The organism is Paractinoplanes lichenicola, from assembly GCF_016785085.1.
Taxonomy (GTDB): domain Bacteria; phylum Actinomycetota; class Actinomycetes; order Mycobacteriales; family Micromonosporaceae; genus Actinoplanes; species Actinoplanes lichenicola.
The window spans coordinates 1-14,870 of record NZ_JAENHO010000015.1; the positions used below are offsets into that span (position 1 = coordinate 1).

Annotated in this window: 16 protein-coding genes, 3 tRNA genes and 1 rRNA gene; 11 read left to right on the top strand and 9 right to left on the bottom strand. The window is 69.5% G+C overall.

Annotation, left to right across the window (positions count from 1 at the left end; genetic code table 11):
- Positions 1-73: ribosomal RNA gene (locus tag JKJ07_RS40710) — 16S ribosomal RNA — on the bottom strand; the annotation flags it as partial.
- A gap of 462 nt (positions 74-535) precedes the next feature.
- On the bottom strand, positions 536-1,435 hold the full coding sequence (locus JKJ07_RS40715) for a Rieske (2Fe-2S) protein (protein ID WP_307834665.1): 900 nt from the start codon (positions 1,433-1,435) through the stop codon (positions 536-538).
- A gap of 7 nt (positions 1,436-1,442) precedes the next feature.
- Here JKJ07_RS40715 and JKJ07_RS40720 point away from each other — a divergent pair, with 7 nt between their 5' ends.
- The 4 genes from JKJ07_RS40720 (at position 1,443) to JKJ07_RS40735 (ending at position 4,650) form a co-directional block, all read left to right on the top strand.
- Positions 1,443-2,255, top strand: coding sequence for an MEDS domain-containing protein (locus JKJ07_RS40720; RefSeq protein WP_202997377.1), 813 nt, complete (start codon positions 1,443-1,445; stop codon positions 2,253-2,255).
- 18 nt (positions 2,256-2,273) lie between these two features.
- Positions 2,274-3,290: a serine hydrolase domain-containing protein gene (locus tag JKJ07_RS40725; RefSeq protein ID WP_202997378.1), complete on the top strand. Its 1,017-nt coding sequence runs from the start codon at positions 2,274-2,276 to the stop codon at positions 3,288-3,290.
- Between the two features lie 96 nt (positions 3,291-3,386).
- Positions 3,387-4,244, top strand: coding sequence for a hypothetical protein (locus JKJ07_RS40730; protein WP_202997379.1), 858 nt, complete (start codon positions 3,387-3,389; stop codon positions 4,242-4,244).
- Between the two features lie 13 nt (positions 4,245-4,257).
- Positions 4,258-4,650, top strand: coding sequence for a VOC family protein (locus JKJ07_RS40735; protein WP_202997380.1), 393 nt, complete (start codon positions 4,258-4,260; stop codon positions 4,648-4,650).
- 64 nt (positions 4,651-4,714) lie between these two features.
- Here the strand turns inward: JKJ07_RS40735 and JKJ07_RS40740 are convergent, their stop codons facing one another.
- The 5 genes from JKJ07_RS40740 to JKJ07_RS40760 form a co-directional block, all read right to left on the bottom strand.
- Entirely contained in the window at positions 4,715-5,179 is a 465-nt protein-coding gene (locus JKJ07_RS40740; protein WP_202997381.1) for a hypothetical protein, read from the bottom strand.
- A 59-nt stretch (positions 5,180-5,238) separates the two neighbouring features.
- Positions 5,239-5,451 carry a hypothetical protein gene (locus JKJ07_RS40745; protein ID WP_202997382.1) on the bottom strand — a complete coding sequence of 71 codons (213 nt, stop codon included), beginning with the start codon at positions 5,449-5,451 and terminating at the stop codon, positions 5,239-5,241.
- A complete protein-coding gene (locus tag JKJ07_RS40750) occupies positions 5,448-5,930 on the bottom strand; it encodes a MarR family winged helix-turn-helix transcriptional regulator (protein ID WP_202997383.1) in 483 nt (160 codons plus the stop codon). Before JKJ07_RS40750 ends, JKJ07_RS40745 begins: the two co-directional genes overlap by 4 nt.
- A gap of 154 nt (positions 5,931-6,084) precedes the next feature.
- Positions 6,085-7,410 (bottom strand): cryptochrome/photolyase family protein, encoded by a 1,326-nt coding sequence (locus tag JKJ07_RS40755; protein WP_202997384.1) that lies wholly within the window; start codon positions 7,408-7,410, stop codon positions 6,085-6,087.
- A 1-nt stretch (position 7,411) separates the two neighbouring features.
- On the bottom strand, positions 7,412-8,299 hold the full coding sequence (locus JKJ07_RS40760) for a phytoene/squalene synthase family protein (RefSeq protein ID WP_202997385.1): 888 nt from the start codon (positions 8,297-8,299) through the stop codon (positions 7,412-7,414).
- A gap of 68 nt (positions 8,300-8,367) precedes the next feature.
- On the opposite strand from JKJ07_RS40760, the gene JKJ07_RS40765 reads away from it, so the two are divergent.
- The 7 genes from JKJ07_RS40765 to JKJ07_RS40795 all read left to right on the top strand — a co-directional run bounded on the left by JKJ07_RS40765 (position 8,368) and on the right by JKJ07_RS40795 (position 12,897).
- Positions 8,368-9,504, top strand: coding sequence for a polyprenyl synthetase family protein (locus JKJ07_RS40765; RefSeq protein ID WP_202997386.1), 1,137 nt, complete (start codon positions 8,368-8,370; stop codon positions 9,502-9,504).
- Positions 9,505-9,527: 23 nt separating this feature from the next.
- The gene (gene crtI / locus JKJ07_RS40770; protein WP_202997387.1) at positions 9,528-11,000 is read left to right on the top strand and encodes a phytoene desaturase family protein; all 1,473 of its coding nucleotides are present in this window, start codon (positions 9,528-9,530) and stop codon (positions 10,998-11,000) included.
- Positions 10,997-11,572 (top strand): isopentenyl-diphosphate Delta-isomerase, encoded by a 576-nt coding sequence (gene idi / locus JKJ07_RS40775; RefSeq protein ID WP_202997388.1) that lies wholly within the window; start codon positions 10,997-10,999, stop codon positions 11,570-11,572. Before crtI ends, idi begins: the two co-directional genes overlap by 4 nt.
- Positions 11,562-12,455, top strand: a complete 894-nt coding sequence (locus tag JKJ07_RS40780) for a MerR family transcriptional regulator (RefSeq protein WP_202997389.1) — start codon at positions 11,562-11,564, stop codon at positions 12,453-12,455. The genes idi and JKJ07_RS40780 overlap by 11 nt, the downstream gene beginning before the upstream one ends.
- A gap of 149 nt (positions 12,456-12,604) precedes the next feature.
- Positions 12,605-12,677: transfer RNA gene (locus JKJ07_RS40785), tRNA-Glu, on the top strand.
- Positions 12,678-12,733: 56 nt separating this feature from the next.
- A tRNA-Asp gene (locus JKJ07_RS40790) sits at positions 12,734-12,807 on the top strand.
- A 13-nt stretch (positions 12,808-12,820) separates the two neighbouring features.
- Positions 12,821-12,897, top strand: a tRNA-Phe gene (locus tag JKJ07_RS40795).
- A gap of 133 nt (positions 12,898-13,030) precedes the next feature.
- Here JKJ07_RS40795 and JKJ07_RS52365 read toward each other — a convergent pair.
- Together JKJ07_RS52365 and JKJ07_RS40805 are read right to left on the bottom strand one after the other, a co-directional pair.
- Positions 13,031-13,315: a tyrosine-type recombinase/integrase gene (locus JKJ07_RS52365; protein WP_202997390.1), complete on the bottom strand. Its 285-nt coding sequence runs from the start codon at positions 13,313-13,315 to the stop codon at positions 13,031-13,033.
- Positions 13,312-14,865 carry a hypothetical protein gene (locus tag JKJ07_RS40805; protein WP_202997391.1) on the bottom strand — a complete coding sequence of 518 codons (1,554 nt, stop codon included), beginning with the start codon at positions 14,863-14,865 and terminating at the stop codon, positions 13,312-13,314. The genes JKJ07_RS52365 and JKJ07_RS40805 overlap by 4 nt, the downstream gene beginning before the upstream one ends.
- Between the last annotated feature and the right edge of the window lie 5 nt (positions 14,866-14,870).

Consider the following 14,870-nt stretch of genomic DNA (forward strand, 5'->3'; position numbering starts at 1 on the left):
CTTTCCGCTCGACTTGCATGTGTTAAGCACGCCGCCAGCGTTCGTCCTGAGCCAGGATCAAACTCTCCAACAAAAACTGTGGAAAAGCGTCCCGGCAGTTAAACAACTGCCAAAGGAATCTCCCACCGACAAACCCCATCCAAAAACGAGGCAAGCCGGCCGGGGTATTACTTAATTGGCACTGGCTTATCAAGCACCCTGTTGAGTTCTCAAAGAACAACCACACCCGGCTAACCGCTCCGGGGCACTCGCTCAACTTTACTAGGTCTTCCTGGCCGTGTCAACCGGTTTCTCCCGGTTGGTGCCGCTTCGTCCTAGTATCCCCACGCGCTGAGGCGCGCAGCATCGCTGCGATCCGCAGTTCGTAGGATTTGGCAGGACGGCCGGTGCGGATCTCTCCGCTGCCTCGCCCGTTTCCCTGCCGGCCCGGAAAACATTACACGGACGTTCCCTGGCCTCCAAATCGGGTACCAGTGTCTCGCATATGAGCAGGTCAGCGCAGGTAAGCCGAATGGAAACCCGGCGGCAACCAACGCTAGGGCTGCGCGACCTCGACGTCGCCGTCCTGCACGCGCACCCGCAGCAACGGTTGGTCCGACGCGGCCGGACCGTGCACCACCACGCCGTCGCGCAGCCGGAACTCGCTTCCGTGCCACGGGCACACCACACAACCCTCGGCCGTCACGTCACCCTCCCCGAGCGGTCCGCCCTCGTGACCACAGCGCTCGATCATCGCGGTCACCTGCTCGCCGTCCCGCCACAGCAGCACGGGCACGTCCCCGACGGTTCGCACCACCGGCTTGCCCGACGGCAGTTCGGCCAGCGCGCCCACCGAGGTCCATGACGACGGCACCCGCGTCAGCTCGGTCGCGGCGTGACTGACTCCCGCTCCCCGGGCGTACGACAAATGGCCGCCCAGATAGGCACCCAGCCCGGCCACCGTCAGGCCGGTGAAGCTCAGCGCCCGCCCGGACCGCCCGCGCAGCCGGGCGGCAAGGGACGCACCGTAGAGACTGAGCGCGATCACGTTGGCCGCCGCGTGCACCACACCCACCCGCTGCCGATCCTTGGTGAGCTGGGACCAGTCGACCCAGCCGGCGGCCGCGGCCGGGACGGCACCCGCCGTGCCCGCGGCGATCAACGTCGTCGCCGCCTTGTGGCCGCCCGGCACCAGGTCGAGCACCGCGGCCGACATGAACGCACCGACCGGGAACTGCACCAGAACCGGATGCACCGGATGACCCAGCCACGTGCCGTGCAGGAGATCGCGCAGCCGCCGTGGCTTCGCGATCGCAGTGACCGCGGCCTGCAGTTTCTCGGTCACGCCGTCGAGCGAGCGGGCCTCTTCGAGCCGGTTGAGCATCTGCATGGCAGGCCGGGTTCCCGCGCGCGGGTCGGCGAAACCGAGCATGGCCGTCGAACCGGGCGGGTACACCCCGTCGATGGAAACGGTTGATCGGCTCGAGCCCGGCGACCACGCCTGCCTGACCTACTCCGACGCCGAGGAGCGGCTCGACCTGCTGGCAGCGTTTGTCGGCCGCGGGGCGCAGCTGGGCGAGCGGGTGCTCTGCTTCACGGATGATCCGGTCGGCGCCGACCTGCGGCAGCGCGGAGTTCCGGCCGGCGAGAACGTGGTGCCGATTCAGGAGTTGTGGGGTGCCGGCGCGCAACCCGACGCGGCTGCGATGGTGCGCCGGTTGAGCGCCGAGCGCGATCGGTCGCCGCGCGGGCTACGAGTCACGCTCGACATGTGCTGGGCGGCGCGTCCCCAGGCGGGCGCCGAGCAATTGCTCGCCTTCGAGAACGAGGTGGCCGAGCTTTTCGCGGACGGCGGGTTCACCGCGCTTTGCGAATACGACCGGGAGGCGTTCGACCCGGTGACTTTGGCGTACGCGGCCCGCACTCACGCCCGTACGGTGACCGCGGCGGTTTATCACGAGGACGCCGGGTTGCGAATCTGCCGGCAGCACGTGCCCCCGGGCATTCGGGTCGCCGGCGCGCTGGACGTGAGCCAGGCCGGCGCGCTGCGAGACGCCTTGGCCGAAGCCGTACGCCTGGATCCCGACGTGCACCTGAATCTCGGCCATTTGCGCTCGCTGGACGACGGATCGGCCGCGGTGATTGTGCGCGCGGCGGCGGGGCTGCCCCGCAATCGGCACATGATTGTCGTCGGGGATCGGCAGGCCGGACGCACCCTGCGCGTGGCCGGGGCGCACGGCGTACCCAATCTGAGGTTGTTGGTCCGCGACCGTTAGCGCATTACCGTGCCGCTCATGGATGGCGTGATCACACCGGGTTTCGAGGCAGTCGGGGAGGCGTTCGCGACCGATCCGCGGGGAGGGTCGGCGCTGACGATTCTGCGCGACGGCGAGCCGGTGGTGGAGGTGGTCGAGGGCTGGCGCGACGCGGCCCGCACCCAGCCCTGGAAATCGGACACTTTGGTCAATGTCTATTCGACCGGAAAGCCGGTCATCGCGATGGCGGTGGTACTGCTGGCCGACCGTGGCCTGATCGACCTCGACGCGCCGATGTCCGCCTATTGGCCGTCGTTTCAGACCCCCACCTCCGTACGCCAGGTCCTGTCACACACCTCCGGGCTCGCGGTTTTCCCGGTTCCCCGTACGGCCTCCGCGTTCGCCGACTGGGACCTGCTCTGCGCCGACCTGGCCGCGGCACAACCCGAATGGGAGCCGGGCACGAAAGCCGCCGAGCACGCCCTGACGTACGGGCATCTGCTCGGGGAATTGGTGCGCCGCGTCGACGGTCGCCCGCCCGCGAAATTCATCGCCGACGAGCTCCGGTTCGATTTCGGTTTCGGTTTGTCCGATGCGGACATCGCACGCTGCGCCGAGCTCGAGTTCGACGCCCCCGACTGGCCCGTACGCAATGCCGGCCGGCCCGAATCTATGAGATCGCGGGCCACCAGCAACCCCGCCGGCGCCCGTGACTTGGCCGTCATCAACAGCGATCTGTGGCGGCGTGCGTCGATTCCCGCCGTCAATCTGCACGCCAGTGCGACCGGGGTGGCCCGGTTCTACGCGGCGATTCTCGACGGTTCCCTGCCCGCGCTGGCGGTGCCGCAGTTCACCGGCCCCGATCTGTTCATCGGCGAGGAGACGACCTGGGGTCTGGGCGTGCAGATCGAGCCGGACGGCACCTGGGGTCACGGCGGCCTGGGCGGCTCCGCCGGTTACGCCGACCCGGCCCGGGGCCTGGCCATCGCGTACGTGAGCAGGCGTCTCGGCGACTTCACGACGCTGGACCGGATCGAAGCGGCATTGCCCCGCTAGAAATCCTTATCCACCGGATCCCCCAGCCGATTCTGGACCCTCGCGGAAGAGGGTTCAAAGGAGGCGGTTGTGAGGGAGCGGTGGCAGGCAGGGCTGGTGTCTGTCATTCTCACAGCCACCTCGCTGACGGTGCCTGCGGTATCGGCTACGGCCGGTATCGCGGGCACCGCCGGAACCAGTCGCGCTTTTGTGGCAGCACCGGCCGGAACTCGCGCGATGTGGTTGTGGGGCGCCTACGACTCGGCGGAAGTCGTCGCCTGGGCCGCCGCGCAGAACGTGACCGAGATCTTCGCGTACGTCCCGTGGTCGGTGGCCACCGACGGCAGCCTCCCCCGGCTCCGTGACCTGCGCAGCCGGGCCGACGACGCCGGCATCCGCCTCGCGGCCCTGGGCGGCGAGCCCGACTGGACCACCCACCCGTCCGACGCCGTCGCCTGGCGCGACGCGGTGCTCGCGACCAACCTGTTCAGCGCCATCCACCTGGACGTGGAGCCGTACACGCTCCCCGCCTGGCAGACCAACCCCGCCGGCACCCAGGCCGCCTACCTGACATTGCTGGACCGCATGCGCGCCGGCAACCCGCTGCCGATCGAGGCCGACGTCCCTTTCTGGTACGGCGAACACAAAGTCAACGGAAAGAACTTCGCCGACGAGGTCCTCAAGCGCGTCGACGCCATCACGGTCATGAGCTACCGCGACACCGCCACCGGCGCCAACTCGATGCTGGCAGTAAGCCAGGACTGGCTCCGCCGCGGCGCCACCGCCAAGAAACGCGTACGCCTGGCCGCCGAAACCGACCCCCTGGCCGAGTGCACCCACTGCACGTTCGCCGAAGAGGGCTCCCGCAAAATGCTGAAAACCCTCACCCAACTCGACACGGCAACCCGCAAGTCCCCCGCCTACGCCGGCGTAGCAATCCACCGCTACGGCAGCTGGCGCGTCCTCCGCCCCTAGTACGGTGCCGGGCATGGCTGCTGAACCGGCCCGCTTCGGCGGCCGCAACGACGTAGAACTGGCGATCGTGCTGGACTGCGCCGACCTGGACCGCGCGACGACCTTCTGGTGCGGCGTGCTCGGTTACCTTCCTGAGGCCAGTTCTTCGACCCGCTACCGCTCCCTGAAACCCACCGACGGCAACGGCGTAGAGCTGCTCCTTCAACGCGTCCCCGACCCGAAGACGACGAAGAACCGCCTGCACCTGGACCTACGAGTCCCCGACCTGCAAGCGGAACTCACCCGAGTGACTGCCCTGGGCGCCCGCCTGGTCACACCCGACCCGGTGGAAGAAGACGGCTGGCGCTGGCACATCCTCACCGATCCCGACGACAACGAGTTCTGCATCCTCCAAGGCCCCAGCTGACTACAACATGCCAGCACCCGCGCCTGGGTCGCCCAAGGTCACTTGCCGACGGACTATGCGCTTGTCACGAATCAAGCGCAGCGGTGCCGAGCTCCATACGAACTACGGCCAAGAACTCGTCGTAGGTGCTACGCATCTCGCCAAGGTCCTGGGCCACATATGCGGCAACCGCACGCCGACGATTGTCCCGGGCTACCGTGCTGCCGAATGCCTCAATGGCGATCTTGGACTCAATAGACATACGCACGCGCTCCCCCTTGGGCCACGTGCGTTCGACCTCTTCCAGCTTGCCCAGCTCTTTACCCTGCTGGTACTCCAGCCGCTGAATATCGAGCCGCTGCATGCGGAGTGCGACGAGGTAGGCATTGCGTCTCTCGTCCAGAGATCTCTCCCGCGCATCCCTTATCGCAGACCGCATCGCCATCTGCTCGACCTGTTTCCGGCTCTGTGCACCGGTCAGCCACGTGAAGAAGATCCCGGCACAGCCTGATGCTGCCGTCGCTGCGGGTGCGATCCAGTCCGCTGCCATATCTCAAGGGTCGGGTCAACAGCTCCGCTCGGCAACCAGCGAGCTACATGGCAGGCAAGCTATCGAAGGCGGCGCAGCCCGGCTCGGCTGGTAATAACCCGATAGCCGTCCTCGAACTCCAGCAGAGCGCTGTTCCGGCTCCCCCGTACGACAACCCGGCACGCCTGGCCGGATCGATCCACCCCGTCGCCGAACCATGGGACCTTGGCTCGTACGCCCGGATACTCCAGCGTGCGCCAGCGCCAGAACCAGACGTACGGGAAAGGGGTCATGGTTTGCGTTTGCGGGGGGCGGCCGAGCGTGGTGGCTGGGCGCGCATGTGGTCGCGGACGCGGGAGAGGATTTCGCCCAGGGTGGTGACGTCGGCGTCGGGGAGGTTGTCGATGAGCAGGCGGCGGACCACTTCGACGTGGCCGGGGAGGACCTGGCCGATGCGGGCGCGGCCGGCGTCCGTGATGGTGACCAGGGTGGCTCGTTCGTCGGTGCGGTCGGGGGATCGGGTGATCAGGCCCGCTTTTTCCAGTTGGGCGGCTTGATAGGTGAGGCCGCTGCGGCTGTAGACGACGCCGTCGGCCAGGGCGGTCATTGTCAGTTGGCCGTCGGCGTCGAAGAGGCGCATCAGCAGCTGGAATTGGATGTCGCTGAGGTCGCCTTCGGCCCGGAGTTGTTGTTCCACGGCGTGTTGGAGCAGGTTCACCGATTCGACCAGCGCGAAGTAGGTTCCCAGCTGGTGGGGCTGTAATCCGGGCACGCGACAAGGCTACCGGTGGATAGGAGCGGGGAAGAGATTGCTTGTGCAATGGCAAGCAATGAGGATGGGCGCGGGGCCCGTCGACCTCGACGTTATGACGGACGCAACGGGCCGACGGACCCCGCTGAGACCCGCCCGGGCGTACCGGGCGGGGTCACGGCCGCAGCCACACCGCTTCGTCTCGGTGTGACTCGAGCGGCCCTGGGTAGTCGAGGCCGCGCCGGACCTCGTCCGGCAGGCGCCAGGGTTGGTGCACGGCGCCGCCCTCGACTCCCTTGAGTTCGGGTACGTAGCGCCGAACGTACACGCCCTCGGGGTCGAAACGCTGGGCTTGGCGGATCGGATTGAACTTCCGGTACGGCCTGGTGTCGTTGCCGGTGCCCGCCACCCACTGCCAGTTGCCCGAATTGTTCGGCACGTCGCCGTCGAGCAGCCAGCGGAAGAACCATTGCACCCCGGGCCGCCAGTCGACGCCGAGGTGCTTGGTCAGGAACGCCGCCGTGATCAGGCGGGCCCGGTTGTGCATCCAGCCCTCGGCGCGCAGCTGGCGCATGCCGGCGTCGACGACGGGCACCCCGGTCGTGCCGTCCTGCCAGTGTTGGAGCGCGTCGGCGTCGTCGCGCCACTCGGTGTCGCCGGAGGGGCGGATCGGCTCGGTCGACAGCTTCGGCATCGTCATCGCGACCTGGTAATAGAAGTCGCGCCAGCACAACTGCCGCGCGTACTCCTCGGCCTCGTGCTTGAGCGCCGCGTTGGCCAGTTCCAGGGGCGAGAGGCAACCGAAGCGCAGGTACGGGCTGAGGCGGCTGGTGCCGTCGGCGGCCATGTCGTCGTGCAGCTCGGGGTAGGGCCCGATGTGCCGCAGCCACAGGGCGAACAGCCGGCGCGCCTCGGTCTCACCGCCGTCGGCCGCGTCCGGTGATTCGCCGGCGGGCAGGGCGGGCAGTCGTCCGGCCGCGACCCCGGGCGGCAGCGTGATCTTGTCGGGGGTCGAGACCTCGTCGCGCCACTTGGCCGCCCGCCAGGAGCGGTGATAAGGCGAGAACACCTTGTACGCGCTGCCGCCGCCGCCCGGCCGCAACTGGCCCGGGTCGACGACGGTCACGCCGGGGAAGAGCTTGAGCGCGATCCGGTGCCGCTCGCACTCCGTCGCCAGCCGTTCCTCGCGTCGTTTGGCGTAACGGCTGACGTCGGCCGCCATCCCGATGCCCTCGGCGTTGACCGAGCGGGCCACCTCAACGGCCTCGCGCACCGGGTCACCCATCCGGATCACCAGATCGCCGCCCTTGTCACGCAGCGTCGCGCGCAGGTCGGCCAGCGACTGGTGCAGGAACCGTACGCGGTTGGCCGAGAGCTCGCCCAGCGCCGGGTCCAGCACGAACAGCGGGACGACCTGCACGGCGTTGGCACAGGCCGCGGCGAGCGCGGGGTTATCGCGTACGCGAAGGTCTCTGGTGAAAAGGACGACGGCCGTCTTCATCTCAGGCCGCCATCGTGACGGGAGTGCCCGGCTTGGTCATGAGGCTGCGCACGGCGACCGCGGCGCGCCGGCGGTTGGGCACGGTCGCGCGGCCGGAGAACACGTCGTAGTCGTTGGCCTCGATCTCGCCGAGAATGCCGCCGTAGAGCGCGTACGCCGTGCGCATGCAAGCCTGCGAGGCGGGTTCGAGCATCACGATCCCGGGCGCGGCCGCCGCGTAGTGCTCGCGGGCGACCCCGATCTCGTACCGGATCAGCTCTTTGATCTCGGGGGTGGCCCGGCGAGCCTCGAGGTCGGCGCGGGTCAGGCCGAAGCGGCCGAGGTGCGACTCGGGCAGATAGACGCGCCCGCGATCCAGGTCCTCGGCGACGTCGCGGATGAAGTTGGTGAGCTGGAACGCGAAGCCGAGCTGGCGGGCGGGCTCGCGCGCGGTGGCCGGATCGGCCGACCCGAGGATCGGCAGCATCATCGTGCCGATCACGGCGGCCGAGCCCTCCATGTAGTCGAGCAGGTCGTCGTACGTGCGGTAGCCGGTGACTGTGAGATCCATCGCCATGCAGCGCAGGAACGTCGCGAAGTCGTCGACATCAAGATCGAAAACGGCGATGGTGTGCAGGACCGCGGGCAGCAGCGGATCGTCGACCGGCTCACCGCGCAGACCCCCGACGAACGCGTCGGACCACTCGGTCAACTGGCGGGCCCGCTCCTCCGCAGGAAGTTCCCAGGTTTGATCGACGATTTCGTCGGCATACCTGGTGAACCCGTAGAGGGCGTGCACGTGCCGCCGCTTCCAGGCCGGGAGGAGCTTGGTGGCCAGGTAATACGTACGGCCGTGGCGCTTGTGCAGCTCGCGGCAGCGCTCGTAGGCAGCGGCCAGATCTACGTCCACGGGAAGCCCTCCGGAGAAAATCGACGCACGAATCGACGCAACTTCAAAGTAAGGGTACGGTACTCCTCGTGGCCAATGACACGCTCGTGGGAAACCAGCACCGGGGCAGCATCCCCCGTCAGGGCGCGTCGCCGCACGCGCTGATACATGCGATCCAGGGCACCCTGGCCGATTTTCTGGCCGCCCAGATCGGATCGCTCGACTCGGTCGATCCGGCGCTCGGCCGTTTCGCCCGCACCGCCCGTGACCTGGTGCTCGCCGGCGGCAAGCGGCTGCGACCGGTCTTCGCGTACTGGGGCTGGCGCGGCATCGTGGGCCCCGACGCGCCGCTCGAACCGGTGCTGCCGGCCTTCGCGGCCCTCGAGCTCATGCACACGTTCGCGCTCGTGCACGACGACGTGATGGACGAGTCCGACACTCGTCGCGGCCGGCCGACGGCGCACCGCATCTTCGCCGGGCAGCACGAGCACGATCGACGCATCGGCGACGCGAATCGATTCGGCTCGGCGTCCGCCATCCTGATCGGCGACCTCTGCCTCGTCTGGGCCGACCAGCTGCTGGCCCGGGCCGACGCGCCCCCGGCCGTCCGCGCCTGTTACGACCGCATGCGGGTCGAGGCCATTGCCGGGCAATACCTCGACGTGCTCGGCGAGAGCCAGCCCGGCGCCTGGTCGGTCGAGCGCGCGCTGCTGGTCGCCCGGCACAAGACCGCCAGCTACACCGTCCAGCGCCCGCTGCAGCTCGGGCTCGCGCTGTCCGGCCTGACCGATGCCGACACCGATTCCGCGTACGGGAAATACGGGCTCGCGGTCGGCGAGGCGTTCCAGCTTCGGGACGACCTGCTGGGGGTGTACGGGGATCCGGCCGTCACCGGCAAGCCGGTCAGCGACGACCTGCGCACCGGCAAGCCCACCGCACTGCTCATGCTCGCCCGCAAGCTCGCCACCCCGGCGCAGCGGGCCGAGCTGAGCCTGGACCCCGCCGGAGCCGTCAACCCCGCCGACGGCTCCGGCGGGCCCACCCCCGCCGAGCTGGAGCGACGCGCCCGGATCATCACCGAGACCGGCGCGCCGACGCGGCTCGAAGGCATGATCCAGGAGCGGGTCGCCGACGGGGTCGCGGCCCTGGCCACGGCCGGAATTCACGAGGACGCGCGTGCCGCCCTCATCGAGCTTGCCGTCCGCGTGACGCACCGCCCGGCATGATGTCCCTCCGGGAGGTGCGATCAATGAGAACTGTGACAGGACCGACCGAGCGCGTGGTCGTCGTCGGCGCCGGGCTCGGCGGGCTCGCCTGCGCCCTGCATCTGGCCGCGGCCGGACGCCAGGTGACGGTGGTCGAGCGCGAGCCGGTGCCGGGCGGACGAAACGGGAAGCTCTCCGTCGACGGGTACGACTTCGACACCGGACCCACCGTGCTGACCATGCCCGAGCTGATCGCCGAGCCGCTCGAGGCCGTCGGCGAGAACCTGTCGGACTGGCTCGAGCTGACGCCGCTCGACCCGGCCTACCGGGCGTATTACCCCGACGGGTCCACGCTGGACGTGCGTACGGACACCGTCCGGATGGCGGCCGAGATCGCGCGCGTCTGCGGGGCCCGCGAGGCCGACGGCTATCTGCGGTTCGTCGACTTCGCCCGGCAGCTGTGGAAGCTGGAGCGCGACCACTTCATCGACCGCAACCTCGACACCCCGCTCGACCTGATGAACCTCAACCTGCTCAAGTTGCTGGGCATGGGTGGGTTCCGCCGGCTCCAACCCAAGATCAACCAATACTTCCGAGACCCCCGTACGCAGCGGATCTTCTCGTTCCAGGCGATGTACGCGGGCCTGGCCCCGCAGGACGCGCTGGCCATCTACGCCGTGATCGCCTATCTCGACTCCGTGGCCGGCGTCTACTTCCCCAAGGGCGGCATGCACGCCGTCCCGCGGGCGCTGGCCGGCGCGGCCGAGAAGCACGGGGTGACCTTCCGGTACGAGACCACGGTCACCGATGTCGAGACGGCCAACGGACGGGCCACCGCGGTGATCACCGCCGACGGCGAACGCATCCCGGCCGACGTCGTCGTCCTCAACCCGGACCTGCCGATCGCCAAGCGCGACCTGCTGCCCCCGGCCCGCGAGCGCCGCCTCAAATACTCACCCTCCTGCGTGGTTCTGCACATCGGATCGCGGCAGGGCTACACCAAGACCGCCCACCACAACATCCACTTCGGATCGAAGTGGCAGGGCACGTTCGACGAGATCATCAGCCAGGGTCGCCTGATGAGTGACCCGTCGTTGCTGGTGACCAATCCGACACACACCGATCCGTCGCTGGCCCCGGCCGGACGGCACAGTTATTACGTGCTCGCCCCCACCCCCAATCTCGTCGCCGGCCCGATGGACTGGCGCGGCGGCCTCGGCGACCGGTACGCCGCGTCGCTGATCCGCACCCTCGAACAGCGCGGCTACATCGGCTTCGGCGACGGGATCGAGGTGCAGCGCGTCATCACCCCGGCCGATTGGGAAGATCAAGGCATGGCGGCCGGCACCCCCTTCGCGGCGGCCCACACGTTCGCCCAGACCGGCCCGTTCCGCCCGGCCAACCTGCACCCCGGCCTGGAAAATGTGGTCTTCACCGGCTCCGGCACCCAGCCCGGCGTGGGCGTGCCGATGGTGCTGATCTCCGGCAAGCTGGCCGCGGCCCGGGTGACGTCATGACTCGCGAGTCTCACCTCGTCGAGCTGGTCGACGCCGAGGGGGTCGCGCTCGGCTCGGCCACGGTCGCCGACGCGCACACGGCGCCCGGCCAGTTGCACCGCGCGTTCTCCGTGTTCCTGCGCGACCCCTCGGGCCGGGTGCTGCTGCAACAGCGGGCCGCGGTCAAGACCCGCTTCCCGCTGCGCTGGGCCAACACGTGCTGCGGCCACCCCCTGCCCGGCGAGCCGCTGCCCGTGGCGGCCGCCCGGCGCCTGGTCGAGGAGATCGGGGTCGCCGACGTGCCCCTGACCGAGGTCGGCGTGTACGCGTACTACGCCGAGGACCCGGCGACCGGCCGCGTCGAATACGAGTACGACCACGTGCTCGTGGGTGACCTGCCCATCGGCGTGCAGCCGGCGCCCGACCCGGACGAGGTGGCCGACCTGCGCTGGGTGTCGGTGCCGATGCTGCTGGGCGAGATGGAGAGCGATTCCCGGGCGTACGCGCCCTGGCTCCTCGGGGTGACCCAGCGGCTCGCCGCGGTCTCCCAAGACCCGATCGAGACTCGTCCCGTTCGGCCCGATGGCCGTTGAGGGCCTGACCGCCGGAGCCGTGGCCCGCCGCCTGGGGGTGGCGGTCACGACGCTGCGCACGTGGCATCAGCGCTACGGCCTCGGCCCCAGCGAACACGTGCCCGGCCACCACCGGCGCTACACCGACGAAGACCTCGACCGCCTGCAGGTGATGCAGCGGCTCACCGCCCAGGGGGTCGCGCCCGCCGAGGCGGCTGCCTGGGCCCGCCGTACGCCCCTGGACGGCGCGCCGCCGGCCCAAGGACGCCACGGTGGTGGCAGCGTCATCGCCGTCGGCGACGCCACCCCCGCCGCGCGCGGGCTGGCCCGGGCCGCGATGCGCCTGGACGCCCCCGCGATGCGCGACATCCTCGAGATGGTGGTCGCCGAGCGCGGGGTGATCGGCGCCTGGAACGACGTCGCCATGCCCGTGCTCGTCGGGATCGGCGAGCGGTACGAGGCCACCCAGCGCTTCATCGAGGTCGAGCACCTGCTGTCCCGCGCCCTCACCGAGGTGCTGGGCTCGGTGCCCCGCCCCGGCAGCTGGGCCCCGCCCCGGGTCCTGCTGGCCGCGGCCGACGAGGAACAACACACGCTCCCCCTCGAGGCCCTGGCCGCCGCGCTGGCCGAGGCCGGCGTACCGACCCGTCTGTTCGGCGCCCGGGTGCCCCCGGTGGCCCTGGCCGACGCGATCGAACGCACCGGCCCCGCCGCGGTCGTCCTCTGGTCGCAAACCCCGGCGTCCGCCGACCCCACCCAGCTCGAACGCGTCGCCACCCTCCCCCGCCCACCCCTGCTGGTGGCCGCGGCCGGCCCCGGCTGGCCCCACGATCTGCCCCCCGGCGTGGTCCAGCTCACCGACCTCTCTTCGGCAGTACTCACGGTGGCAACCGCCGCCGCGTGACGTTTGCGCAGGTCAGCACCTCGCTCACTCGATACGGATACCGATTTGAAGCGGGGGCGGGGGATCACGTATGCTTTCCAAGCCTCAAGCGGGGGCCCGGTTGGGGTCAAAGCCATCAGGCATTGCAGACATGCAATACTGACGGAGTTGCCCTCATCGTCTAGTGGCCCAGGACGCCGCCCTTTCAAGGCGGTAGCACGGGTTCGAATCCCGTTGGGGGTACTGGTAAGTTAGCGGCCAGCACGGTTCGCTAGACTAACCGGAGCAGTACAGAGCAAGGTCCTGTGGAGCAGTTGGAGTGCTCGCCGCCCTGTCAAGGCGGAGGTCGCGGGTTCAAGTCCCGTCAGGACCGCAAGCAACAGCAAGGCCAGGTAGCTCAGTTGGTACGAGCGTCCGACTGAAAATCGGAAGGTCGGCGGTTCGACCCCGCCCCTGGCCACCAGGCTCTTCGCCGGGCACTGAGCATCGTCCACCTGCGGAAACGCACGGTGGACGTTTTGCTGTCCAGGCCGTGTTGCCCCGGCCGGACACCTTCCGACCGGGGCGGTTGCTCACGGATTGCTCACGGCGGCCTTTCAAGCGGGTCGGTGGTGTGTCAGAAGCTTGGCCGCCTCCTCAACCTGAGCGGCCGTCTCGGAGCGCATCAGGTGGGCGTAGACGCGCCGTGTCACCTCCGGAGTCGAGTGCCCGAGAATCATTTGCACGATCTCGATCGGTACCCCGCCGGCCAGCATGAGCGAGCAGGCACCGTGCCGGGTGTCGTGCAACGGGCAGGACGGCAAACCGCACGCGGCTACATGCCGCTCGAACTCGACCGTTACCCGGTCCGGTCGAAGCGGGATGCCGTCAGGACGTGTCATCGCCCGCGCAGTCGACCCGGCTTCCACTCTTCGTGGATCACTTCGTTTACGGTTCCGGCCAGCAGCTTGCCCATTTCTTCGGCTGCTGCCTCTTCCTGGAAGTACCAGATGAGTTTCGCGTCGTACAGTCCGCAACGGATCAGGTCCTCGCGTTGCCCCGCCGCTTGCCCGATCAGTCTCATCCGTGCCTGGTTCGCGGTACCGACGATCTTGTCGTTTCGGGTCAGGCCTTCTTCACCCAGATAGCCATGTTTGGTCTTGAACTCGAGATACGCGTCTCGTGACGGGTCGTACGAGTCGTAATCCCGGGGCGTGCCGCCTGCGTGGGGATAGAGGCGGCGTTCGTTGTGCGGGTCGACGCCGAACCGTTCGAGACGCAGCCGCTCGACCATCGCCGTGGCGTACATGTCGTGGTAGTACACGTTCCAGCGGGGACCGTACAACCGGCCGACCCATTCCTGGTGGCAGCGCCGCTGCCTGCGGCGGGGCTCTGTCTCTTCCTCAGGCGGCTGGAACAGCTCGGGCACGGTGTCGGAGTCGGTCTGGTCGAGGGTCCGCGGACGGCGTGCCGTTGCCGCCTCCGCCGCCGCTGCCGCCTCCGCGGTGCGACTTAGTTCGCGCATGGCCTGCGTCAAGGATGCGAGGGCGGCCAGCCGCAGGGCCAGTTCGTCGCCGATCAGCGGACCGCGGCTGCGGACATAGGAGAAGACGGCAACCGTCCCGATCGCGATCGCCGCGACCGCGAGGACCGGCACAGCTACTGCGGCCGCTGCGCCGGCACCCGCTGCGCCGGCACCTGTCGCACCGGCGCCAGCAGCCGCACCCGTCGCGCCTGCTGCCGCGGCGCCAGCCGCGGCGCCAGCGCCGGCGCCGGTGGCCGCACCCGCCGCACCGGCGCCCGCGGCTGCGCCGGCCGCCAGCAACCCGGGCAAGCCCGGGGTGCCGAGAAACCCGACAGCAGGCCCGGCCGGGTACCCGGGCCGCAGCGCCGGCCGGTGCAGGGCCACCAGTTGTACGCGCAGCCGAGCCGCCGCGCCGGCCACTGTCGCCCGTAGCGCACGATCGACATCTGCGAACCGCGGGCCGCTGTCGACCTTCATGAGTTCGGCGAGAGCGGCCAACGCCTGCGCGTACTGCTGCTCCGCCGTCCAGGTGCCTACCTGCGCCAGCGCTTCGCGAACCTCGGCGAGGTACATCCGGCGTGCCACCACCGGAGATAGCGACGCCGCGGTGGCCAGCACACGGTTGCGGGCGATCAGCGGCGCGGCAGCCGCGGCACGCCGCAACGCCGCGAGCACGGCCTCCCGGTCGGGTCGTGGCAGCTGCCGGAACGGCCGGGTGAGCGGATCCTGCGGCGCGGCCGTCGTCAGGCGCATCGCCAGCGCGTCAGCGGACGGCGGTGACAAGCACTGCACCCGCCGCAGCAGGTCACCGCGCCGCTGCTGCTGACCGCGCCGGTCGCCGGGTGCCAGCCGTTTAGTGATCAGTTCGGTGATGCGATAGAAGACGACAGGGTCAGGGTCGCTGCCGCAGAGGTCCGGTCCGGTCATGACCG

Bases quoted from the DNA above. Each gene is read 5' to 3' on its own strand.
- JKJ07_RS40725 (WP_202997378.1), top strand. From the start codon at position 2,274: ATGGATGGCGTGATCACACCGGGTTTCGAGGCAGTCGGGGAGGCGTTC.
- idi (WP_202997388.1), top strand. From the start codon at position 10,997: ATGACTCGCGAGTCTCACCTCGTCGAGCTGGTCGACGCCGAGGGGGTC.
- JKJ07_RS52365 (WP_202997390.1), bottom strand. From the start codon at position 13,315: ATGACACGTCCTGACGGCATCCCGCTTCGACCGGACCGGGTAACGGTC.
- JKJ07_RS40745 (WP_202997382.1), bottom strand. From the start codon at position 5,451: ATGACCCCTTTCCCGTACGTCTGGTTCTGGCGCTGGCGCACGCTGGAG.
- JKJ07_RS40780 (WP_202997389.1), top strand. From the start codon at position 11,562: ATGGCCGTTGAGGGCCTGACCGCCGGAGCCGTGGCCCGCCGCCTGGGG.
- crtI (WP_202997387.1), top strand. From the start codon at position 9,528: ATGAGAACTGTGACAGGACCGACCGAGCGCGTGGTCGTCGTCGGCGCC.
- JKJ07_RS40805 (WP_202997391.1), bottom strand. From the start codon at position 14,865: ATGACCGGACCGGACCTCTGCGGCAGCGACCCTGACCCTGTCGTCTTC.
- JKJ07_RS40755 (WP_202997384.1), bottom strand. From the start codon at position 7,410: ATGAAGACGGCCGTCGTCCTTTTCACCAGAGACCTTCGCGTACGCGAT.
- JKJ07_RS40740 (WP_202997381.1), bottom strand. From the start codon at position 5,179: ATGGCAGCGGACTGGATCGCACCCGCAGCGACGGCAGCATCAGGCTGT.
- JKJ07_RS40720 (WP_202997377.1), top strand. From the start codon at position 1,443: ATGGAAACGGTTGATCGGCTCGAGCCCGGCGACCACGCCTGCCTGACC.
- JKJ07_RS40735 (WP_202997380.1), top strand. From the start codon at position 4,258: ATGGCTGCTGAACCGGCCCGCTTCGGCGGCCGCAACGACGTAGAACTG.